The organism is Variovorax sp. PBS-H4, from assembly GCF_901827205.1.
Taxonomy (GTDB): Bacteria; Pseudomonadota; Gammaproteobacteria; order Burkholderiales; family Burkholderiaceae_C; genus Variovorax.
Window position 1 is genome coordinate 3,501,222 of sequence record NZ_LR594675.1, and the last position, 21,613, is coordinate 3,522,834.

General features: G+C 69.3%; 19 protein-coding genes and 1 pseudogene. 7 read left to right on the forward strand and 13 right to left on the reverse strand.

Translation table 11 applies throughout. The features are described from left to right. The first annotated feature begins 1 nt into the window (after position 1). From bcsB to E5CHR_RS16610, 3 genes are read left to right on the forward strand one after another with little or no spacing between them, the layout of a single operon-like run. Positions 2–2,230: a cellulose biosynthesis cyclic di-GMP-binding regulatory protein BcsB gene (bcsB, locus tag E5CHR_RS16600; RefSeq protein WP_162580873.1), complete on the forward strand. Its 2,229-nt coding sequence runs from the start codon at positions 2–4 to the stop codon at positions 2,228–2,230. Further along, positions 2,227–3,387, forward strand: a complete 1,161-nt coding sequence (gene bcsZ / locus E5CHR_RS16605; protein WP_174255674.1) for a cellulose synthase complex periplasmic endoglucanase BcsZ — start codon at positions 2,227–2,229, stop codon at positions 3,385–3,387. Before bcsB ends, bcsZ begins: the two co-directional genes overlap by 4 nt. After that, complete coding sequence (locus E5CHR_RS16610; protein ID WP_162580875.1) at positions 3,363–6,089, forward strand: cellulose biosynthesis protein BcsC; 2,727 nt, start codon at positions 3,363–3,365, stop codon at positions 6,087–6,089. The genes bcsZ and E5CHR_RS16610 overlap by 25 nt, the downstream gene beginning before the upstream one ends. 40 nt (positions 6,090–6,129) lie before the next feature. On the opposite strand, the gene E5CHR_RS16615 is transcribed toward E5CHR_RS16610, so the two are convergent. Further along, a complete protein-coding gene (locus E5CHR_RS16615; protein WP_162580876.1) occupies positions 6,130–6,570 on the reverse strand; it encodes a hypothetical protein in 441 nt (146 codons plus the stop codon). Between the two features lie 224 nt (positions 6,571–6,794). Here E5CHR_RS16615 and E5CHR_RS16620 point away from each other — a divergent pair, with 224 nt between their 5' ends. The 3 genes from E5CHR_RS16620 (at position 6,795) to E5CHR_RS16630 (ending at position 9,921) form a co-directional block, all read left to right on the forward strand. Continuing rightward, complete coding sequence (locus E5CHR_RS16620) at positions 6,795–7,949, forward strand: ABC transporter substrate-binding protein (protein ID WP_162580877.1); 1,155 nt, start codon at positions 6,795–6,797, stop codon at positions 7,947–7,949. Between the two features lie 104 nt (positions 7,950–8,053). Next, complete coding sequence (gene ku, locus E5CHR_RS16625) at positions 8,054–9,007, forward strand: non-homologous end joining protein Ku (protein ID WP_162580878.1); 954 nt, start codon at positions 8,054–8,056, stop codon at positions 9,005–9,007. 68 nt (positions 9,008–9,075) lie between these two features. After that, on the forward strand, positions 9,076–9,921 hold the full coding sequence (locus tag E5CHR_RS16630; protein ID WP_232062080.1) for a tetratricopeptide repeat protein: 846 nt from the start codon (positions 9,076–9,078) through the stop codon (positions 9,919–9,921). A 163-nt stretch (positions 9,922–10,084) separates the two neighbouring features. Here E5CHR_RS16630 and E5CHR_RS16635 read toward each other — a convergent pair whose 3' ends face one another. The 4 genes and pseudogenes from E5CHR_RS16635 to E5CHR_RS16650 all read right to left on the reverse strand — a co-directional run bounded on the left by E5CHR_RS16635 (position 10,085) and on the right by E5CHR_RS16650 (position 14,426). Beyond that, positions 10,085–11,530 (reverse strand): methyl-accepting chemotaxis protein, encoded by a 1,446-nt coding sequence (locus tag E5CHR_RS16635; RefSeq protein WP_232062081.1) that lies wholly within the window; start codon positions 11,528–11,530, stop codon positions 10,085–10,087. Between the two features lie 134 nt (positions 11,531–11,664). Then, entirely contained in the window at positions 11,665–11,883 is a 219-nt protein-coding gene (locus tag E5CHR_RS16640; RefSeq protein ID WP_162580879.1) for a hypothetical protein, read from the reverse strand. Between the two features lie 99 nt (positions 11,884–11,982). Next, complete coding sequence (locus E5CHR_RS16645; RefSeq protein WP_332061349.1) at positions 11,983–13,371, reverse strand: phenylacetate--CoA ligase family protein; 1,389 nt, start codon at positions 13,369–13,371, stop codon at positions 11,983–11,985. Between the two features lie 105 nt (positions 13,372–13,476). Next, a pseudogene (locus E5CHR_RS16650) lies at positions 13,477–14,426 on the reverse strand (adenylate/guanylate cyclase domain-containing protein). Positions 14,427–14,727: 301 nt separating this feature from the next. On the opposite strand from E5CHR_RS16650, the gene E5CHR_RS16655 reads away from it, so the two are divergent. Continuing rightward, positions 14,728–15,057 carry a hypothetical protein gene (locus E5CHR_RS16655; protein ID WP_162580881.1) on the forward strand — a complete coding sequence of 110 codons (330 nt, stop codon included), beginning with the start codon at positions 14,728–14,730 and terminating at the stop codon, positions 15,055–15,057. A gap of 61 nt (positions 15,058–15,118) precedes the next feature. Here the strand turns inward: E5CHR_RS16655 and E5CHR_RS16660 are convergent, their stop codons facing one another. The 8 genes from E5CHR_RS16660 to E5CHR_RS16695 all read right to left on the reverse strand — a co-directional run bounded on the left by E5CHR_RS16660 (position 15,119) and on the right by E5CHR_RS16695 (position 21,593). After that, on the reverse strand, positions 15,119–16,057 hold the full coding sequence (locus E5CHR_RS16660) for an LD-carboxypeptidase (protein WP_162580882.1): 939 nt from the start codon (positions 16,055–16,057) through the stop codon (positions 15,119–15,121). Beyond that, positions 16,054–17,151, reverse strand: a complete 1,098-nt coding sequence (gene tadA / locus E5CHR_RS16665) for a tRNA adenosine(34) deaminase TadA (protein ID WP_162580883.1) — start codon at positions 17,149–17,151, stop codon at positions 16,054–16,056. The genes E5CHR_RS16660 and tadA overlap by 4 nt, the downstream gene beginning before the upstream one ends. Next, complete coding sequence (locus E5CHR_RS16670; RefSeq protein ID WP_162580884.1) at positions 17,148–17,366, reverse strand: hypothetical protein; 219 nt, start codon at positions 17,364–17,366, stop codon at positions 17,148–17,150. The genes tadA and E5CHR_RS16670 overlap by 4 nt, the downstream gene beginning before the upstream one ends. 3 nt (positions 17,367–17,369) lie before the next feature. Continuing rightward, positions 17,370–18,017, reverse strand: a complete 648-nt coding sequence (locus tag E5CHR_RS16675) for an FMN-binding negative transcriptional regulator (RefSeq protein WP_162580885.1) — start codon at positions 18,015–18,017, stop codon at positions 17,370–17,372. A 54-nt stretch (positions 18,018–18,071) separates the two neighbouring features. Beyond that, complete coding sequence (locus E5CHR_RS16680; protein WP_162580886.1) at positions 18,072–18,764, reverse strand: ankyrin repeat domain-containing protein; 693 nt, start codon at positions 18,762–18,764, stop codon at positions 18,072–18,074. Between the two features lie 17 nt (positions 18,765–18,781). Beyond that, complete coding sequence (locus tag E5CHR_RS16685; RefSeq protein WP_162580887.1) at positions 18,782–19,303, reverse strand: GlcG/HbpS family heme-binding protein; 522 nt, start codon at positions 19,301–19,303, stop codon at positions 18,782–18,784. Positions 19,304–19,429: 126 nt separating this feature from the next. Beyond that, positions 19,430–20,059 (reverse strand): response regulator transcription factor, encoded by a 630-nt coding sequence (locus E5CHR_RS16690; protein ID WP_162580888.1) that lies wholly within the window; start codon positions 20,057–20,059, stop codon positions 19,430–19,432. Between the two features lie 58 nt (positions 20,060–20,117). Continuing rightward, positions 20,118–21,593 carry a sensor histidine kinase gene (locus tag E5CHR_RS16695; RefSeq protein WP_162580889.1) on the reverse strand — a complete coding sequence of 492 codons (1,476 nt, stop codon included), beginning with the start codon at positions 21,591–21,593 and terminating at the stop codon, positions 20,118–20,120. Positions 21,594–21,613 lie beyond the last annotated feature (20 nt).

Genomic DNA, 21,613 nt, shown 5'->3' on the forward strand with positions numbered 1-21,613 from the left:
GATGCTGGTTCGAAAGACGTTGCTCGCCTTCCTGCTGGCCTCGATCGCCTGGAGCGCCGCGCATGGGCAGCCCGCGCCCGCGCCGGCCGCTCCCGAGGCCACGCGCGAGATGAACCTGCGGCAGTTGGGCGTGGACTACGCGATCACGCTGCGCGGCACCCATGCCACCGTGGGCATCCCCTTCAGCGTGCGCGGCGACGAGCTGGTCACGGCGGCGTCGCTGCGGCTCGACTACGCTTATTCCCCGGCGCTGCTGCCCGAGCTCTCGCATCTGGCGGTCAGCGTCAACGACGTGCTGGTCGCGACGCTGCCGGCAACGCGCGAGGGCGCGGGCCAGCCGCGCAGCACGACGGTCCCGATCGACCGCCGGCTCATCGGCGACCACAACCGCATCAACCTCGAGTTCATCGGCCACTACACGCGCGAATGCGAGGACCCGGCTCATTCCAGCCTGTGGGCCAAGGTGGATGCATCGAGCACCCTGCACCTGACCGTCGAGCCCTTTCCGGCCCAGGCCGACCTGGGCACGCTGCCTGCGCCCTTCTTCGACCCGCGGGACGTGCGCCGCCTGCGACTGCCCTTCGTGCTCGGCGACGCGGGTTTCCCGACGCTGGAGGCCGCCGGCATCGTGTCGTCCTGGTTCGGCGCGCTGGCGGGCTACCGGGGCGCGGTGTTCCCGGTGACCACGGGCACGCTGCCTCAGGGCTCGCATGCGGTGGTGTTCGCCATGCCCGGTGCAGCCCTCGAGGGACTGCAGCTGCCCGCCATCGAAGGGCCGGCGCTCGCGGTGGTCGACCGGCCGGGCGATCCGCTGCACAAGCTGCTGCTGGTCATGGGCCGCACCCCGACCGAGCTGCGTACGGCCGCGGCGGCGCTGGCGCTCAACAGCCGCGCGCTGACGGGCGGCACGACCATGGTCGACAGCTTCGAGCCGCCGCCGGCGCGGCGGCCCTACGATGCGCCGAGGTGGATCGCGGGCGACCGGCCGGTGCAGCTCGGTGAGCTGGCCGCGGCCAAGGACCTGAGCGTGGCCGGCTACACGCCGGACGTGGTCAAGGTCAACCTGCAGCTGCCGCCGGACCTCTTCACCTGGCGCACGCGCGGTATTCCGCTGGTGCTCGGCTACCGCTACACGCCACGCGCCAGGCCTGACCAGTCGACACTCAACATCAGCCTTGGCGACAGCTTCGTCGGCTCGCTGCCGCTGCGTGCGGCCAACCCAGCCACCCAGCCCTGGTGGAATCCGTTCGCGCGCACGCTGCTGCCGGACGGAACGTCGGGCGAGCGCAAGACCATCCTGCTGCCCCCCCTGGCGCTGGGCGCGCGCAGCCAGCTGCGCCTGCATTACAACTTCCAGCCCGATGCGGCCCCTTGCAAGCCGCTGCTCGACAACGTGCGCGGCAGCATCGATGCGGACTCGACACTCGACATTTCCGGGCTGCCGCACTACATCGCGATGCCGGAGCTCGCCGCCTTCGCGAACGGCGGCTTTCCATTCACGCGCCTGGCCGACCTGGCCGACACCGCGGTGCTGATGCCCGATGCACCCGTACAGGCGGACCAGGAGATCTTCCTGGCGCTGATGGGGCAGCTCGGCAACGCGACCGGTTATCCGGCGCTTCGGGCCACCGTGGGCGGTGCCTCGAAGGCGGCGCAATGGGCCGACAAGGACCTGCTGGTCCTCGGCAGCCTGCAGCGCCAGCCGCTGTTCGCGCAATGGGCCGACCGCATGCCGCTGGCGCGTGCCGGCGCGGTGCAGGACTTTCGGCTGGGCACCTGGTTCGACGAGGCGTTGCGCTTCGTCACCGGCACCCGCCGGCGCGAAGACCTTCCGCCGGCCACCCAAATGGCCGTCTCGGCCGACGGACGCGACGCCGCACTTGCGGGTTTCGAGTCGCCGCTCAAGCCGGGCCGCAGCGTCGTTGCCGTGATCGCCGGCGCCGAGGCCCAGCCGGCGCTGCTGGAGGCACTGATGGCGCCCGAGATGCTGCGGCGCATCCAGGGCAGTACGTCGATCGTGCACGGCACGGAGATCCACAGCCTGCTGGCTGGGGAGAGCTACTACGTCGGCCGCCTGCCGCCGGTCGAATGGGTGCAATGGAAGCTCTCGCGCAACCCGCTGCTGCTGGCCGGCATGATCCTGGCCGTGGCTTTGATGGGCGCCGGCGCCGCCTACTTCAGCCTCCAGCGGCGTGCGCGCCGCCGGCTGCGCAGGGGGCCGCGCCCGTGAGGCGCCGCTGCCTCGCGGCGCTTGCGCTGTCGCCCCTGGCTGTGGCGCTGCCTGGCGCCGTGCACCCGACCACGGGCCCATGCCTGCCCATCGGTGACTGGACCGGCTTCGCCGAGCGACACATCCAGCGCGACGGCCGCATCATCGACTTCGACACCCCCGAGCATCACTCGACCTCGGAGGGCCAGTCCTATGGGCTCTTCTTCGCACTGGTCCACAACGACCGCCCGGCCTTCGACCGCATCCTGCAATGGACCGATGCCAACCTCGCCGGCGGCCGATTGGCGCAGCGCCTGCCCGCGTGGCGCTGGGGCCGCAAGCCGGATGGGCAGTGGGGCGTGCTGGACGACAACCCGGCCTCCGATTCCGACCTCTGGATCGCCTATGCGCTGCTGGAGGCCGGCCGGCTCTGGAACCATCCCGCCTTCCGCAGCCTCGGGCGCGACGTGCTCGCACGCGCAGCGCGCGAGGAAGTGGCCCACCTACCCGGCCTCGGCCGCATGCTGCTGCCCTGGCCGCGGTCGGTCGCAAGCGGGCCCCTGTGGCGCCTCAATCCCAGCTACCTGCCATTGCAGTTGCTGCGCCGCTTCCATCAGGAAGACCCCGAGGGCCCCTGGCGCGAAGTGGCTCAGCACACCCTGCATATGGTGGAAGCCACTACGCCGCATGGCTTCGCGCCCGACTGGTGCGCATGGTCGGAGAGCTGGCGCGCCTTCGTGGCCGATGCAGAGAAGCGCGCCGTGGGCAGCTACGACGCGATCCGCATCTACCTGTGGGCCGGCATGCTGCATGCCCAGGACCCGACCCGCGCCGCACTGCTGAAGGCCCTCGGCGGACCGCGCAACCTGTTGCAGCACAAGGCGGCGCTGCCGGAATTCGTCGACACCGACACCGGCGCCGGGCGCGGCACCGCGCCGGTCGGCTTTTCGGGCGCGCTGCTGCCCTACCTGCAGGCGCAGGGGCTGCAGGACGCGCTCGCCCAGCAGCTCGCGTGGATTCGCGAGCGCCTGCAGGCAGCCTCCTCGCCACTGCCTTACTACGAACGCGTGCTGCTGCTGTTCGGCCAGGCCTGGCTCGACGGCCGCTACGCGTTTGGACGCAACGGCGAACTGCAACCCGAATGGAGACGCCTGTGCCCCGCGCCGCACTCCGCCTGAGACGACTGGCCTGCATCGCCGCCTGGGCCGCCCTCGGCACCGGGCCGGTCGCCGCGCAAGCCGATGCGCGCGCCGCGCTGGCCGATCAGGCCATCCACTGGCAGAGCATCGGGCGGTTGGAGCTGGCCGAGGCGAGCTGGCGCAAGCTGCTGAGTGCCGATCCGCAATCGGCGGACGCCCTGTACGGCCTGGCCCAGGTTGCGCTGGCGCGGGGCGAGGTCGAGCCGGCGCGGGCCTGGCTTGCGCGGCTGCGCGCCGCGCATCCGTCCGACGCCCGCGCAATCCAGCTCGAGGCGCGTCTCGGCCGCCCCGGCGGGCAGGCAGCCGACCTGCAGGTCGCGCGTGAGGCGGCGCGCGCCGGGCGCACCTCCGAGGCGCTGCAGGCCTACCGTGCCCTGTTCGGCGAACGTGCGCCCCCCGAAGCGCTCGCGCTGGAGTACTACCAACTGCTCGCCGGTACGCCCGAAGGTTGGGAGCCGAGCCGCCGCGACCTCGAACAGCTCGTGCGCAACAGGCCGGAACGCCAGGACTTCCGGCTCGCACTGGCACAGCTGCAGACCTATCGCGAGACGACCCGGCGCGAGGGCATTCGCACCCTGGCCGAACTCGCCAGGCAGCAGCCTGCCGGTACGCCGGCGCGCGAGGCCTGGCGCCAGGCCCTGCTCTGGCTGGATGCGCGCGCCGCCGACGCGCCGCTCTACCGCGACTACCTGGCGCTGCAGGCCGATCCCGCGGTGGCGCAACGCCTGGCGCAACTGGGCGAGGCCCCGCCGCAGGCGCCGCGGCCCGCGCCACCCAACCCCGTCCAGCAGGGCTATGCCGCCCTCGATCGCGGCGACCTTGCGACGGCCGAACGACGCTTCGATGAGGCCTTGCGGATGCGTCCTGCCGACACCGATGCGCTCGGCGGGCTCGGCTTGGTACGGCTGCGGCAGCAGCGCTTCGCGCAGGCCGAGGACCTGCTGGGCCGCGCCTCGCGGAACGGCGCCCGGCGCTGGGCTTCCGCGCTTCGCAGCGCCAGCTACTGGAACCTGCTCGGACAGGCCACGGCCGCGCGCGAGCGCAGCGATTTCGCGGGCGCCCGGGAACTGCTCGAACGCGCCGTCCGGATTGACCCGGCGGAGCCGGCGGCACGCGAGGCGATGGCCGACCTGCAGCGCACACGCGACGCACAGGCACGCGCGCAGGCGCGGCAGCAGCGCGATGCCGGCGATCTTGCCGGTGCACGCCTCACGCTCGAGGCGGCACTCGTCGAGGCGCCTGGCGATGCCTGGCTGCGCCATGACCTTGCCCTTCTCTACCGGCGCCTGGGGCTTGCCGCCCAGGCGCGCGAGCTCACACAAGCCTGGCCCCCGGCGCAGCGCGACACGCCGGAGGCGCTCTACGTGCAAGCGCTGCTGGCCGCCGACGAGGGAGATGCGCAGGCGAGCGCGCTGTACCTGGAGCGCATCCCCCCGGCCTCGCGCACGGCAGACATGGACGCCCTGCAGGACCGGCTGCGGGCCATGGCGCTGGTGCCGCGCTCCGACGTCGTGCCCTCGCGGGCAGAGGCACCGCAGGCCGAGGCAGCGAGCGCGCCGCGGATCGCGGCAGGCCCGGTGTACCGCCACCGCCGCGGCGAAGCCGGGCTCGGCCGGCTGACCGACGTGCAGACCCCGGTCGAGGCTCGCATCCCCTACGGCGAGGGGCGGATCACGCTCGGCGTGACGCCGACGGTGCTGCAAGCCGGCACCCTCTCGCCCGACCCCGGCAGCGCCGCCCGCTTCGGCAACGGCGCGCCCGCCGCCGCCCTGCAGGCGGCCGGCGCCGTCGCGCCGCCCGGTGCCCAGACCGAGCGCGGCGTGGGCATGCGAGTCGGCTACGAAGGCCCGAATTTCAGCGCCAGCCTCGGCACCACGCCCATCGGCTTCACGCGCACCAACGTGATCGGCGAACTTGGCTACCGCGCACAGTTCACGGACACGCTCGCGCTCAAGGCGGAGCTGTCGCGCAGGCCCGTGACCGATAGCCTGCTCTCCTTCGCCGGCACGCGCGATCCGCGCACGGGGGCCGAATGGGGTGGCGTGGTCGCGACCGGCGGTCGCCTCGACCTCGCGCGCGACGCGGGCACCCATGGCTTTTACGGCTACGGCGCGGCGCACGCCCTCACGGGCAGGAACGTGGCGAGCAACACGCGGCACGAGCTGGGAGGCGGCGTGTACGTGCCCGTCCTGCGCGGCGAGGACGCTTCGCTGACCGTGGGCATGAACCTGGGCTTCATCTCCTACGACAAGAACCTGAGCCACTTCACGTTCGGCGAGGGCGGCTACTTCAGCCCCCAGCGCTATGCGAGCCTGACGTTTCCGCTGGACTGGCGGGGGCGAGACGGGCGTCTGAGCTGGCGGCTGAGCGCATCCATCGGCAGGCAGTCTTTCAGGGAGGACCCGTCGCCCGGGGCTGCCGCCAACGGATTCGCGGGCCTGCCGGCCATTCCGAGCCGCCGCAGCGGTTTCGCCTACGACGTCGCGGCCGTGCTCGAGTACCAGCTCGGACCGCAGCTCTACCTTGGCGGCGCGCTTGGATTCAACAACGCGCGCGACTACCGCCAGGTCACGGGCAACGCCTACCTGCGCTACGTCTTCGGAGGCGGAGAGGCCAGCGGGTTGCGAGAAATGACAGAGAGGCCGTTCGGGTCGCCGTACACGCCGCTCTTTCTGCCTTGAGGCAGGGCCCGGTCAATCCCTCACGCCACAACGCATGCGCTCAGTGCGCAAGTCTGCTGTAGTAGCCCTCTTCCGACTGCACCTCGCCCTGCGCCGCCAGCACATGCTTCTGCGCCGCCATGATGAGCGCCGCCCGGTAGGCTGAACGGCTCGCGATCTTGGTGTGGGTGATGATGGTCTGCCACTCGCGCTCCAAAGTCTGCGGCGAACGGTCGACGCTGCGATTCATCAACGCCTGGCTCACATCGATCAGCGCAGCGGCCGAGCCGAGGCAAATGTTGATCGCCGACTGGGCAGCGCTGACCCGATAGCGGCCATCGACCCCGGCCAGGCCGGAGCCCTGCAGCGCGTCCAGCGGGACATTGGAGGTGGGGCCGAAATACGGCGCGCCTTGCATATCGCTGTCGGCGCGTGCCAGCACCTGTTCGATGGTGGAGAGCGCGCTTTCCAGCAGGGAAAGATCAGAGGGCTTTTTCTTCATGTCGTCGCCGGAAAGACGTCCGGATCAATCCGCATGTTGCCATCGGCGCCCTTTTGTACCGCGTGCAATAAGCCACGAACCACAAACAATAGTTAACAGTCATCTTCGTTTGCGGGAGTCGCTCACCTTCGGGCCCACCGAAGTTGCCCTAACGTGACTTACTACCTTCGTTCAAAGGCACGGGCGTTGCTACATTTTTCGGTCGCTGTAACGAAAGGGCCTCCATGGATCGGTCACGCAGACTCTGGCTGGGCCAGGCAGGTGCAGCGCTGCTGATGGGCGGAGGCCTTGCCAGGGTGGGCCAGGCGCAAACCGCCCGCCCCGCGGCGCGCACGGTGATCCTGGGGCAATCCGTCCCGCTGACCGGCGCTGCCAGCGAGATCGGGCTCGCCTTCGCAGCAGGTTGCCGTCTCTATGCGACCCAGTTCAACGATGCCAACGCGGCCAGCGGCCTTCAGCTGAAGCTGCTGCAGCTCGATGACGGCTACGACGCCCAGCGCGCCGCGGCCAATGCGCGCAACTTGCTCGTCAACGACAAAGCCGACATGTTGTTCGGGTTCGTCGGCACGGCCAGCAGCCAGGCCGGTGCTGCGGCCGCGGCCCAGCAGGGCACTGTCCTCTTTGCGCCTTTCGCCGCAGCGGACAGCCTGCGCAGCGCGTCCCACCCCAACGTGTTCCACGTGCGGCCCAGCATGGCCGACGAAGCCGTCAAGATGGTGCGCCAATGCGCCACGGTGGGCCAGACCCGTATCGCGCTGGTCGGTGACGACGACGCCATGGGCCGTGCCGGCCTGGCCGCCGTGCAGCAGGCCATGAGCGAGCAGAAGCTCGGTCCATTGGCGGCCCAGGCGCTGGTGCCAGCTGCTGGCGGCAAGCTCGATGAAGCGCTGGCCGACGTGATGAAGGCCGCGCCGCAGGCCGTCGTGCTGGTGTCGCTCTCGGGCACCACGGCCGAGGCCATCCGCAAGCTGCGCAAGAGCGGCTACAGCGGCAACTTCATGGCTTTCTCGATCGTGGGCATCGACCCGCTCTACGCTACGCTGGGCAAGGACATCCGCGGCATCGTGATCGCGCAGGTCGTGCCCTCGCCGCGCTCCGCGGCCACCCCGATCGTCAAGGAATACCTGGCAGCGCTCGACAGCTCGGACCAGGCGGCCTCCTATGAGGGCCTCGAAGGCTTCATCGCCGCCAAGGCTGCTGGCGAAGCGGTGCGCCGCGCGGGGCGTGCCTTCACGCCCGCCAGCCTGCAGCGGGTGATGGCGGCCATGACCGACTGCGACGTCGGCGGCTTTCGCCTCAACTTGCGGCCCGGCCTGCGCGATCCGCAGCGCACCATCGACCTCATCAGCATCACGGCGGACGGACGGGTACTGCGGTAGCAGGAAAGGTCCTACGTGACAGGCTGCCGGCCAGCGCATAGGATTTGCCTATGCCGCCGCAACCTGCGCGCGGCACACGCCCACGGGGCGCGAAGGACAACACCATGGCCGTACGTTCCATTGCTTCGTTGACGCTGAGTTTCGGGCTGGTCTCCATCCCGGTGCGTCTGTATTCGGCGACCGAAAGCGCGTCCACCGTCAGGTTCAACCTGCTGGCCAGGGACGGCTCCCGCGTCAAGCAACAGTACGTCTCCGAAAAGGACCAGAGCGTGGTGCCGCGCTCCGAGATGGTGAAGGGCTACGAATTCGAGAAGGACCGCTTCGTCCTGTTCACGCCCGACGAACTGAAGGCGCTCGAGGAAGGCAGCAGCCACGTCGTCGAGATCACGGCCTTTATCCCCGAAAGCGCGGTGGACCCCATCTACTACGACAAGGCCTACTTCCTGGCGCCGGACAAGCGCGGCGGCAAACCCTACGCCCTCCTCAGCGAAGCCATGCGCAAGAGCGGGCGCTGCGCGCTGGCCAAATGGTCGTGGAAGGCCAAGCAGTACGTGGTCCAGATCCGGCCTGCGGAAGACGGCCTGATCCTTCAGCAGCTCCTCTACGCCGACGAGGTGCGCTCGATGAAGGACCTCGATATCGAGAAGGTCAGCGTGTCGCCGGCCGAACTGCAGCTCGCGCTTCAGCTGATCGACCAGATCTCGGAAGACGCCTACGACCCGAGCCAGTACGAGGATGAAGAAAAGAAGCGCGTGCTCGCCGCGATCGACGAAAAGATCGCCGGCAAACACATCGTTGCCTCCGCCCGGGCCGAGGAGGCCGGCAGCGGCCAAGTCATCGACCTGATGGACGCGCTCAAGGCCAGCCTCGGCAAGAAGCCGCGCGCTGCGCCCGCCACGCCCGCCGTTGCGGCCACGCCAGGCAAGACCCCCGCCAAGACTGCGCGAGGCAACGTATCGCCGATGTTCGAATCCGGGGAGAGAAAGTCGCCCAAGCGCGCGGCCAAGAGCGACGAACCCGCCGCGACGCCAGCGCGGGCGCGTGCCAGGAAGGGGTGAGCGCCGCCCGGCCGCCCGAAGGCGCGAAGGCCCTCTCGGGGGGCAGCGCAGTACACGAAGTGACGAGCGTGGGGGCACTATCGAACGCTGCCGGCGGTGCGTCGCCGTACACGATGCGGCGCGTGCAGCAGATGCTCGGCATCTCGCGCGTGGCGATCCAGCGCCTGGTGAACGCCGGGTTCGTCACGCCGACACGCGGCACGCGCAACGAGTTCCGCTTCAGCTTCCAGGATTTGATGCTGCTGCGCACGGCCCAGGGGCTGCAGGAGGCGCAGATCCCGCCGCGCAAGATCCTGCGCTCGCTGCGCAAGCTGCGTGCCACGCTTCCTGAAGAGCTGCCCTTGACCGGCATGCGAATCACCGCCGTAGGCGCCGATGTCGCCGTCCGTGATCGCCGAGGCACCTGGGAAGCGGGCTCGGGGCAACTGCTGCTGGATTTCGAGGTTGCGCCGGTCGACGGACACGTGGCCTTCCTCGAACCGAACTCCGTTCCTCCGGCCAATGCCGTGGATGTGCAACAGCTGTTCGCCCGCGCTGAAACGCTGGAGGAGTCCGACCCCGCCGAAGCCGAGACGGCCTACCGCGCGGTCATCGCCGCGGCACCCGACCACCTCGACGCGTACGTCAACCTCGGTGCCCTGCTCTGCGATCTGGGGCGCTTTGACGACGCGGTGAAGTTGCACGAACTCGCCTTGCCCCGTTGCCCGGCGTCGGCCCTGCTGTTCTTCAATCACGCGATTGCCCTGGAAGAGCTCGGCCGCCTGCGCGCCGCCGCCTTGCACTACGAGCGCAGCTTGCAGCTCGACCCGGACTTTGCCGACGCGCACTACAACCTGGGGCGGCTGCAGGAGCTGTTCGGCGACGCACGCGGCGCGCTGCGCCACCTCAACGCGTACCGGCGATTGACCCGCTGAACGCCCGGCCGCCCCTCTCGAGCGGAAGCGATGAACATGCTTAAGTTTCCCCTAAGACTGAGGGCAGACACTGCATCTCGGCAGCCCATTCTTCTTCTCCCTCCTCCCTCAATCAGGGCTGTCCTTGACCCGCTTCGGCGGGTTTTTTCTTGGCCCTCACTTTCTAGAAGCTCTCCCGATCGGCGCCAGCAGGCAGCGCCGCGGGCTTGTGCTGCGTCGCGGCGGCAATGCGCCGGATGGGCGGCTTCGCGCCGGCGCCTGCCTGAGGGGCAGGCCTGATCTGAATCGGAGTTGCCTGCACGGGCGTACGCGGCGCGTCGTCGTCGTCGTCGTCGTCGTCGTCGTCGAGCTTGAAGGTGCCGACCACCTGCGAAAGCTTGCCGGCCTGGTCCTGCAGCGAGCTCGCCGCGGCAGCGGCCTCTTCCACCAGCGCCGCGTTCTGCTGCGTGACCTGGTCCATCTGCGTGATCGCCTGGTTGATCTGCTCGATGCCCTGCGTCTGCTCGTGGCTCGCCGCGCTGATCTCGCCCACGATGTCCGTCACGCGGCGGATGCTGCCCACGATCTCTTCCATCGTCTTGCCGGCTTCGCCCACCAGCGCGGTGCCCGCGTCCACCTTGCCTACCGAGTCGTCGATCAACCCCTTGATCTCCTTGGCCGCTGCAGCGGAGCGCTGGGCGAGGTTACGCACTTCGGAGGCCACGACTGCAAAGCCCCGGCCCTGCTCGCCGGCACGGGCCGCTTCCACTGCCGCGTTCAAGGCCAGGATGTTGGTCTGGAAGGCGATGCCGTCGATCACGCCGATGATGTCGACGATCTTCTTCGACGAGGCATGGATCGAGGCCATGGTGTCGACCACCTGCCCGACCACCCCACCGCCTTTTACGGCCACATCGGATGCCGATAGCGCCAGCTGATTCGCCTGCCGCGCGTTGTCGGCGTTCTGCTTGACGGTGGAAGTCAGCTCCTCCATCGACGCCGCGGTCTGTTCCAGCGCGCTGGCCTGCTCTTCCGTGCGCGACGAGAGATCCTGGTTGCCCACGGCAATCTGCTGCGACGCGGTCACGATCGAATCGGTCGATTCCTTGATCCGGGTCACCACGTCGGTCAGCGTGTCCTCCATCTCGCCCATACCCCGCAACAGGCGGCCGAACTCTCCCCCGCGCAGCGTCTCGAACTCCTTGCTGAGGTCGCCGGCCGCCACCGTTTCGGCAATGAAGATGGCCTCGCCCAGCGGCTGGACGATGCTGCGCACCAGCCCGATCGTCCAGCCGATGCCCGTTGCCAGCGCGAGCAGGCCCAGGCCCAGCAGAAGCCAGCGGGCGTCATCGATCGCCTGTTCGAGCTCGGCGGCCGTCGCGCGGGACTGTCGCCCCTGCTGTTCGACCACGGTTGCAAGCTGTTTCTGGAGGCCCTCCGGCAACGCGGCGCCCTGCCCCAGCTGCCGCATGCCGCCCTGCAGCATTTCCTGTTGCGCGGCGACGGCGCGCTCGTGGATCTCGGCCATGCCGTGCAAGCGCGCCAAGCTCATCGCGATCGCCGCTGTCATCAACACGAGCACGATCCCGAAGCCCCACCCGACACGGGTCGCGATCTTCATATTCCGCATGATTGCTCCTCGAGGGCCGCCGATGCGGGGCCTGGTCCTGAGGCTTATCGGCAGGCCCGCGCAGGAACTTGAGAGCATCGACCTCGGGGTAAACCCCTGGGGGACCGCAACAGCGGTTCGCCGACCGGCGGCGGCTATCCGTCGATCGGCACGCCGCCGCCGAAGCGCACGACCCACTGGTCCCACAGCTCCTGGTTCACTGCGGCGAAGGGGCGCTGCCAGACCGTCAGCATCTGCAGCTGGATCTGCTGTGCGCGCACCAGGCTTTCGACGACGGCGGCCTGCCAGTCGAGGACCGGCTGGAAGCTGCCATAGGGGGTGTTCGAAAGGTCGGCAGCGGAGGCGAAGGTCATGGAGGTCTCCAGAGAGTTCGGATTGAAAGCGGTCGCTTGCAAGGCCGTCGCGCTTGCGCCGGGTCGAACCATCAAGCCTAGTGGATGCCCCCCGCGCCTTCAAGTCGGCGCAACGAGCACACGCTGCACCTTGCCACTGGCGCCGCGGCCTTCGCGCACGCCGCTCCGGCAGCGGATCTGCACACCGTCAGCGCCCATTCGCAGCAGGAAGGCCGACAGCGCGGTGCGGGCGCGGCGCAGGCTCGCATCCGCCGCCTGGCCTTGCATGCCGGTGCGCAGGAGCAGCTCGCAGGGCCCTTGCTGGACCAGTTGGAAGTCGAACAGGCCGGCATCGTCCTCCAGCACCGTGCACACCGCCAGCGGGGAGACGCGCACGGCGCGGCCGCCCGGGCGGCCGAGGCGCAGCGCATCGTCGTTGCGGCCTTCCACCTCGATGACTGGGAGGGCGGAGCCGCAGGGGCAGGGCTCGGCGCTCTGGCGCACCCGGTCACCGAGCTCGTAGCGAATCAGCGGCTGTACATGGTTGGCGAGATTGGTCAACAGCGTGTTGGCGCCGCGCTCCCCCGGCGGGACCGCGCGACCTTGCGCATCGACCGACTCGAGGATCGCCCAGTCGCTGTTGAGATGCAGCCGACCCTGCCGGCATTCGCTCGCCAGGGTCAGGAACTCCGAGGCACCGTAGCTGTTGACCACCGCGCAGCCCAACGCTTGTGCCACGAACCCGCGCCGAGTCGCCGACAGGTTCTCGCCGCCGGTCCATATCTCGCGCGGCACCGCGTGCAACCGGCCGGCCATGCGCTCTTCGGCCAGCAGCAGCGCAACGCTGGGGTAGGTGGCCACGACGGTCGGCCGCAGGTCATCGAGCTCGGCCGCCAGTGCCTCGGGAGGCTGCAGGAAGGAAATGCTGCGCAGGCTCAGCGAAAGGGCCGGGTTGAGCCGGCGCAGGCGCTCGATCGAGACCGTGCTGGCGAAATGCCCGCCGGTGGCACCGATGAAGGCCATGCGCTCGCCGAGCCCCCAAGGGTTCATCAGCCGCTCGATCGACCGTCCCGCCGGCCGCCGCAGGAATTCCAGGGCGTCGTAGACCGCCATCGCGTAGGTGTCCTGCACGAAGATGCCGGGCTCGCCGCTGCTGCCCGAGCTTTCCCAGACCACATAGCGTTCGGCAAAGGGGTCGGCGATGCGGGAGCGGTCGGCGGTGAAGCGCCGCAGTGCATCGAGGCGCAGCACCGGGTCGGCGACCCAGTCGTCGAAGGCGCCCATCAGCTCGGCCTTGCGCACGACCGGCAGCTCCTCCAGCCGCACGCGGGAGGTTTCGACACCCCGGAAACGTCGCCGGTAGAAGGCCGAGCCGCGAACCGCCGCGCGCAGAAGATCGGCCAAGCGCCGCGCCCGGAGATCGGCAAGCGCCTGCGCGCCGGCATGCGGTGTTGCAGCCGCATCGAGAGCGATGCGGGCGGTGAGCCAGGGGTCGAAGGGCGGCAGCATCACGGGCGGGACCAGAACCCGGCATGGTGGACTCAGCCGCTCAGCTTGCCAAGGCGTGGCGAAATACCATTCGGTGCGACGGACGAAACGCTCACCCGCGCCGCGTCAGCGCGATTCGCGGCGCGCCAGCAGCACGTTGCCGCCAGTGGTATTGAAAGAAATCGTCGGTGCGCTGAAGTCGCTCAACGGGGCGCCAAGGCCGATTTCTCCGCTGCCATGCAGCACGCATTCGTCGCGCCGCAACGCGATCTCGCCGCTGGCGCCCGCCGTGCCATGGAACCGGACCCAGGTCCCGTACGTGCTGATGTCGACCAGCACGCAGCTGCCCTGCCGCGCCTCGATGCGCGCATGCAGCCGCGACACGCGCGGGTCGTTGACCACGAACTGCGCCTCGTCCACCCTGCCCAGATGGATGGGCAAATCGGTGGCGCGGAACATCGAGCGCACGTCGAGCCAGGCGAGCTCGATCTGCCCGAACGAGGAATCCGCCGTGCGCGATGAAACGGCGAGCGTCGCCGGCATGGTGAGGAACTCGGTCACCTCGTCCTGCCAATCGATGCGGTGCACCACCGGCATCTCGTTCTTGCCGCGGATGTTGATCGGCCCGAGGCTTCGATGCCGAGCCTCGCCGCCTTGCAGCTGGTCGATGACCGACTCGGTGGCCCAGATCTGCCCAGGACCGGCCAAGTCACTGAGACGGGACGCGAGGTTGACGGCATCGCCATAGCAATCGCCATCCACCTCGACCACTTCGCCACTCGCCACACCGATCTGCAATTCCATGCGCAACGGTGCCGGCCAGGTCTGGAGCCGCTTCTGGTGATTGCGCTGCAGCTCGAGCACCGCCTTGGTGGCGCGCTGATGCCGTTCGTGAATATCGCAAACACGCCATCGCCCAGCGATTTGACGACACGGCCGCCATGCGCCTCGCAGACGCCGCCGATCCACTGGATGAGCCTGGTGACGGTTTCAGTCGCCCTGGCATTGCCCATGGCCTCGAAAACCCGCGTGCTTCCCGTCAGGTCAGCGAAAACGACAGTGGGATGGCCGGTCATCTGTGCAATTTTTGGTGGCTCACGCCGGACGATTATGGCAAAGCAAGCCGAGAACGCCCTCGCGGGGCGTTAAATCTGACGGCTGGCACGCAAAGCTGTTGCTTTTTCAATAAGAAACAAAGCTGAACAAAAGCACTTCAGGGAGAGTACAACTTAAGCATCAGTTCTTCTTCTAATGCTTGAAGATATTCGTGAAGTATGTTGTTTTTGAATATGAAATTATGCGCTCAGCCTTGTAAGACAGCACCCACAGGCTTAACGTTGTAATCCTCTAGGCTCTTGGCACTGCCTTTCTAATACCATGGCACTACAAAGTTTCTTCCGCTTGCTGTCGTTTCCGGCCCTCGGCCTGCGCCGATCGGCGGACCGCCAGTTGGGCCAGATCCGAAGTGCGATGCTGTCGCTGCTGCAGACCCATGGCGGCCATGCCGCCCAGCGGGTTGCCCAGCGCGTGCGCTTTGCCGGCGACCTCGAAGCACTCTGGTACCTCCGCCAGGATGTGCTGACGGCCCTGAGCGCGGTCGACGGCGAGGCCGAAGCCCGCCGCCGCATGCGCGAGATCAATCGCCTGTTCAAGGGGGGGCTGCCCGGCGCCATGGTGCCCCGGCCGCATCACCGCATTACGACCTGAAGCATTTCTTGCCCCAGGCGAAGCCGCTGCCTTGCAGCGGCTTTTTGCATTTTGGCGTCGCTCAGTGCGAGTGCGAGTGCCGGTGGCCCCACACCATGAAGACATCCCGGCCATCCGCCGCTACTTCCACCTTGGCGCCAACGGGCAGCAACACCTTGGTCGGAACATGGCCGAAAGGCAGTCCCGTGAGCACTGGCGCCTTGATCAGCGTGCGCAGGCGTGCAATCACCGTCTCCAGTCGGAAGCCCTTGTCGTGCGGCACGGTGCGTCCGCCGGTGAACTGGCCGAAGAGCACCGCCTTTTGCCGCGCCAGCACGCCGGCATGGCGCAATTGGTCGAGCATGCGTTCGACGCGGAAGGGATGCTCGTTCACGTCTTCGAAGAAGAGCACGCCTTTGTCCACGGCCGGAAAGTACGGGGTGCCTAGCAGGCTGACGAGCACGCAGAGGTTGCCACCCCACAGCGTCGCGCCGTGCAGCCCGTGGAAACCCGCCACAGCCTCGGTGTCGCGCTTGGGCACGCGCCAGCCAGTGCCTTCACCCTGCCCGTGCAGCAGGTCGTCGAAGCAGGCTTCCATGATCTCGTCGGCGCCGGCTTCGGCACCGAAGTCCTCGCCCACCGCGGGGCCTTGCCAGGTCACCGCGCCGGTCTTCGCCAGCAGCGCGTTCTGCAGCGCGGTGAAATCGCTCAGGCCGACGAACTCGGTGCCGCGCTCGATGGCCTTGGTGATCGCCTTGTACGGAATGGCATCGAGGATGCGCGTCAGTCCATAGCCGCCGCGCGAGATCAAGGCCACGTCGGCCCGGCTGGCAGCAGCGCGGGCGATGGCCGCCAACCGGGTCTCGTCGTCACCGGCAAAACGTTGGTGAGTGGCAAGCGCAGCCTCGTCGATTTCTACCTCGTGGCCCAGCGCCTGCAATCGCTTGATGCCGCGCCGGAAGGCGGCCTTGTCGCGCACGGCGCTGCACGGGGAATAGATATAGATGTGTTTGTTTTTCACGGGCCGAAGTATCCCATCGCCTCCTGCGCAAGCAGGGCTGCCTGCGCAGGGCCAGGACCGGAAACGCCCGCTGGAATGGGGCCGAGGGCGCGCAGGGCCGCCTCGTAGCCGCGATCGGGAAAGGGCGCGCGCCAGGCATCGGCTGCGGGCTCGCCCGCATCGGGCGCGATCAGCACCAGCGGAAAGCGCTCGGGCGCGGCGGCCGCGAGCAGGGATGCGAGCGGCGCAGCACCGGCGCTGTGCACCAGCGCGAGGGGGCCGGGCTGCAGCCGGTCGAGCCATTCGAGCAGCAGGTCGCGATGCCAGGGCCACGTGTGCACCGTCTCGCGCTTGGGCTTGTCGCTCCGGCCGAAGCCGACCAGGTCCGGTGCCAGCACGCGCCATTGCGGCACATGCGCGAGGTGCCTGAAGAAGTAGCTCCACTCGCCCGGACCATGCAGGCCCAGGCAGGCCCATGACGCGGCGACCGGTCCCTCGTCGAGGTAGTGCATGCGCCAGCCTCGCAGGCTCGGCAGGTCGCTGACATAGCGCGGCTCGAAGCCGTATCCGGCCAGGCGGTCGAAGCACGCCTCAGGGGTGCGCAACGCATCGTGCCGCAGCGGCTCGGCCGCTTCGCGCGCCGCGCTGCGACGGCGCTTGAAGAAGTCCTGCAAGAGTTGCTGGCAGTCTTCCGCGAGCACTCCGCCCTGCACCTGCGTGTGGTGGTTGAGCTCTCCCCGGGCGAACAGGTCGAGCACCGAACCAGCCGCGCCGGTCTTCGGATCGAGTGCGCCGAACACCACGCGCGCGAGACGGGCGTGCAGCATGGCGCCGGCGCACATGGCGCACGGTTCCAGCGTCACATAGAGCTCGCAGCCATCGAGGCGATAGTTGCCCAGGGCCGCGCCCCCTGCGCGCAGCGCATTCATCTCGGCGTGTGCGCTGGGGTCGTGCAGCGCGATGGGCGCATTGCGCCCGGCCGAGATCAGGCGGCCGTCCTTGACAAGCACGGCGCCGACCGGCACCTCGCCGGCCTCGGCCGCCTTGCTCGCCTCGGCCAGCGCGAGTCGCATCCAGTGCTCGTCATCCGGGGTCGGCTGGCTCATCGGGCTCATCGGGCGTCGTCGGGCACGGGCCGCGGCTGCTGCATTGCCTGGTCGAGAGATTGCTTGAACTGCTGCTCGAACTGCCGGGCCTGCTCGGGCTGCGTCAGCGGCGTCCGCGCATCGGCTGCTGGCTGCGTGACCGCCATGCTGCCCATCTGCCGCTTGACGAGCACGCCGATGATCGCGAGCGCAAGCACCAGTCCGATCAATCCAAGGGCGCGCATCACTCAGTTCCTCTGCGCCGGCGCGGCGTCGGTCTGCATGCCCAGGCGCTGCATCCAGGCCGCCAACGCCTGCTCGTCCGGCGTGCCCGCGCTGTAGCGCGCATACATCGCTCCATGCGACTCGCGCCGGTGCTGGTTGAGCTTGAGCTTGCATTGCAGCGTCGTCACTCGCAGCTCGAAGCCGACGATGCCATTGAGCATCTTGAGCTGGAAGTCCTCCCCCAGGTCGCGCCATTGCTGCGCATAGGCCGGCTCGTGCTCGCCGATCAGCTGCTTGAGCAGCGCGTCCTTTTCTGCCGGCGTCTCGATGAGGCGGGCTTCGACCGTGCAGTGCACCGCGAGGTAGTTCCAGGTGGGCACGCGCGCGAGATCCGGGTAGACCGAGGGCGACAGATAGGCGTGCGGCCCGAGAAAGGTGGCCACTGCGCGCGGCCGCGACTGCAGGTAGCGCCACTGCGGGTTGGGCTTGGCGCAATGGCCCAGCAGCGCGAAGCCGCCCTCCTCCCCGCGATCTTCGAGCACCAGGGGCAGGTGCGTGACGAAAGGCAGCCCCTCGTCGTCGGTCGAGACCAGGCTGGCGAAGGGATGCTGCCGCATCAGCTCCGCGGCGATGGCGCGATCGTGGCTGTCGAACTGGGGCGGCAGGTACATGGACGGTCCTCCTCGTGGAGTCGCCATTGTCCCCGAGGCTCTCTCAGGCGCTCTCTACTTTGCGCCGCCCGCCTCGAGCTTAGCAATCATCGCTGCGTAGCCGCGCGCCCGCGCCAGCTGCAGGGGCGTGTTGCCCTGCCGGTCGGCCAGTTGAAGATTGGCGCCCGCATCGACCAGCGCCGCCAGCGTGCGCTGGTGCCGCGGCCCACCGTCGCCAAGCACGATCGATTCGATCAGCGCGGTCCAGTGCAGGTTGTTGACATGGTCCAGCGGCGCACCCGCCGCAATCAGCCGCCGCACCACTTCGTCGTGCCCAAGATGCGCCGCGGCGATCAGCGCGGTGCCGTCGTAGCGGCTGGTGGTCTGGCGCGGGCTGGCGCCCAGCGAAAGCAGCAGCGCGAGCGTGGCCGGATCGTCGGCCACGGCGGCAATGGTGATCGCGTCGTAGCGGTCGTCATCGAGCGCATCGAGCTTCGCGCCGGCCCGGGCCAGCAGCCGGATGGCCTCGCGCTGGCGTGCATGCGTTGCCACCTGCAGCGCCGTGCGGCCGCGCCCGTCGCGCGCCGCCAGATCGGCACCTGCGGCGACCAGAACCTCGAGTCGAGCGAGGTCGCCACGCCAAGCCGCCTGGTGCACGCCTTCGTAGGCGAGTGCCTCCGGCGCCGTCGGCGGCACCTGCGCCGCTGCCGGCGCCGCAGCGCCGAACGCCAACGCGGCCAGCAACAGGCAAAGATTCGCGCGATGCATGACCTTCAACCTCTTGCTCAGCCCAGCTGGCCCTTGACCTTCTCGATGCCCGCATTGGCGCATTGCTCATCGAGGTGCCCGCCCGGTGCGCCACCGACGCCGACCGCGCCGATCACCTCGTTGCCGGCCTTGACCGGTACCCCCCCGCCCAGCAGCAAGAAGCCGGGGATGTTCACCAGGTTGGCAGCGCCGGGATTCTTCTGGGCGTTCTCCATCATCGCGAGCGTGGGCACCTTTGCCGAGGCCGAGGTCCAGGCCTTGCGCTCGCTGGCGGCCAGGGTGTGCGCGCCGGCGGTGTCGGCACGCTGCACCGCGCGCACCACGCCGGCGCGGTCGACCACGGTTGCGGCGACTGCATAGCCGTTGGCCGTGCATGCGGCGACGGTGGCGGCAGCGATCTGGTTCGCGAGTTCCAGCGAAATGTTGCGCTCCGTGCGCACGGCAGCCGCGGCGGCTGCGGGGGCCTGCTGGGCCTGCACGCTCGATGCGCACAGGACGAGAGAGGCGGCGAGCGCGCCGAAGCGAAGGGACGAATGCATGCGGAGTTCTCCGAGGTGGTTTGAAGCGGTTTGAATCGAGCGCCGGCGCCTTGCCGGCCGCAGCGCCACTGTAGGAATCCCGGCGCGCGACCGCCATTCGTACGGCTACGCCCGCGCTCCGTACAACTACGGAGCGTCGCCGCCGGCCAGCGCCGCGTAGCGCCGGATCAATTGCGCCAGCGACTCGCATTCCAGCTTCGCGAACAGGTTGGCGCGGTGGGTCTCGACCGTGCGCGGCGACAGCGTCAGCGTGCGCGCGATCTCCTTGTTGGTCCGCCCCTCGACGATGAAGCCGAGGACCTCGCGCTCGCGCTCGGACAGCTGCGCGTACCGCTCGCGCGCCGCCTGGTCGGCCTGGGTCCGCTCGCGCGAGCGCACATGCTGGCGCACCGCCTGCTGCAGGGCCTCCAGCAATTGCTCGTCATCGACAGGCTTCTCGAGGAACTCCGCGGCGCCGGCCTTGAATGCGCGCCGGCACATTTCCACTGTGCCGTGCCCGGTCAGCATGATCACCGGCTGGTCCACGCCTTGCGCGACCAGCGTGTCGAGTACGGAGAGGCCGCTGATGCCGGGCATGCGCACATCGAGGACGATGGCGCCGATGCCGCCGCGGTCGAAGCTCGCCACGAAGGCTTGCGGATCAGACCACGCCTGGGTGCGCAATCCGACGGTGCCGATCAGCAGCGCCAGGCTCTCGCGCACCGCGCGATCGTCGTCGATCAGGTGGACAAGCGGTGACTGCGGCTCGTTCGTCATCTCGAGAGCTCCGTGCTTCGCCCTGCGTTGCCATTCGACGTGGAAGCGTCCCGCCGTCTCACGCGTGGCCTTCCGGAACTGCCAGGGGAAGGCGCAGCGTGAAGCGCGCACCCCGCGGCTGCTCGGGCTCGACGGCCAACGAGCCGCCCATCGCGCCGGCCAGCGTTTCGCACAGGCTCAGGCCCAAGCCCAGCCCACCCTCGCGCGTGCTGAAGAAGGGCTCGAAAATGCGACCGAGCAACTCGGGCGCGATGCCGCGGCCGTTGTCGCTCACGCGCAGCACGCCCTGCCCGTCGCGGCGTTCGACAGCAAGCCGCAATCGCCGCTCGCCGGCCGGCAGCTCGTCGAGCGCCTGCAGCGCGTTCATCAGCAAGTTGTGGACGATCTGCTCCAGCGCCACCGGCTCGGCCTGCACGCTGACGGGCACCTGCGCCCCGCCTTCGAGCACCGGAGCAATCGCGCGCTTGTCGAATTCCGGTGCCAACAGGTGCAGCGCGCTGCGCACCGCGTCCTCCAGCGGTACCGGCCGGGCGGCACCGGCCTGCCCCGGCCGCTCGATCACTCGGCGCAGGCGCCCGACGACGTCCGCTGCCCGCCTCGCCTGCTCGGCCGCCTGCTGCATGGCGCCGCGCGCGGTGGCGAGCTCGGGCGGATCCTCGTCGAGCAGCCGGCGCGCTGCCTGCGTGTTGGCGAGCACCGCGGTCAAGGGTTGATTGAGCTCGTGCGCCATGCCGGCCGCGAGTTCGCCCAGCGCATTGAGGCGCGCGACCTGGCCGAGCCGCAGCAGTTCCTCGGCACGGCGCCGCTCGATGCGCTGGCGCCGCAGCGCGCGGGCGCCCCACAGCACCACGCCGATGGCGCCAGCCCACGCCATCATCCTGGCCCAGGGCAGCTCGCCCCAGCTCACATGGCGCTCGGCCAACAGGTCGAAGGGCTGGCTGTCGGACGCCAGCACCTTGCGGAACGAGAAGGACCAGCCCTGCGCCGACGCGGCCTGACCGGGCTGCACCACGAACCGCTGTCCCGCGCGCTCCAGCACCACGCGCACCGGGCTGGTCCTCGGATCCATCGGCCAGTCGCGCGCCGGCACCGTGCCCGCCAGGTCGATGTCGAGCGCGTAGCTGATCGGCGTGGCGCCGATCACGAGCCGGTAGCGGCCCGTGGCCAGGTCCTGCCCGGCGAGCTCGGGGCGCCGAAGCTCGCGTGACTTCGATTCGGCATCTGCCAGCACGCGATCCGACCAGCTTGCACCGGCTTCTCGCCGTTCGACGTGGAGGATCGACGGGTAGACCGCTGACAGCCGCTCTTCGGATCGCTCAGCATCCGCTGCGGGCGCCAGCAGCGCCAGCGTGGCCAGCACTGCGTCGTACTGCACCACCTGCTGGCTCATGAGCCGATGCGCGATGCGGCCGTTGACCTCGAAGTCGTCGTGCATCTGCGCCAACTCGGCGCGCGCAATCCACGTCGCGCCGGCGCCGGCGAGCAGCAGCCATGCCAGCCACCAGCCACCCTGCGTGCGCAACCATTGCCTCATGGCGCGGATTGTGCCCGCGC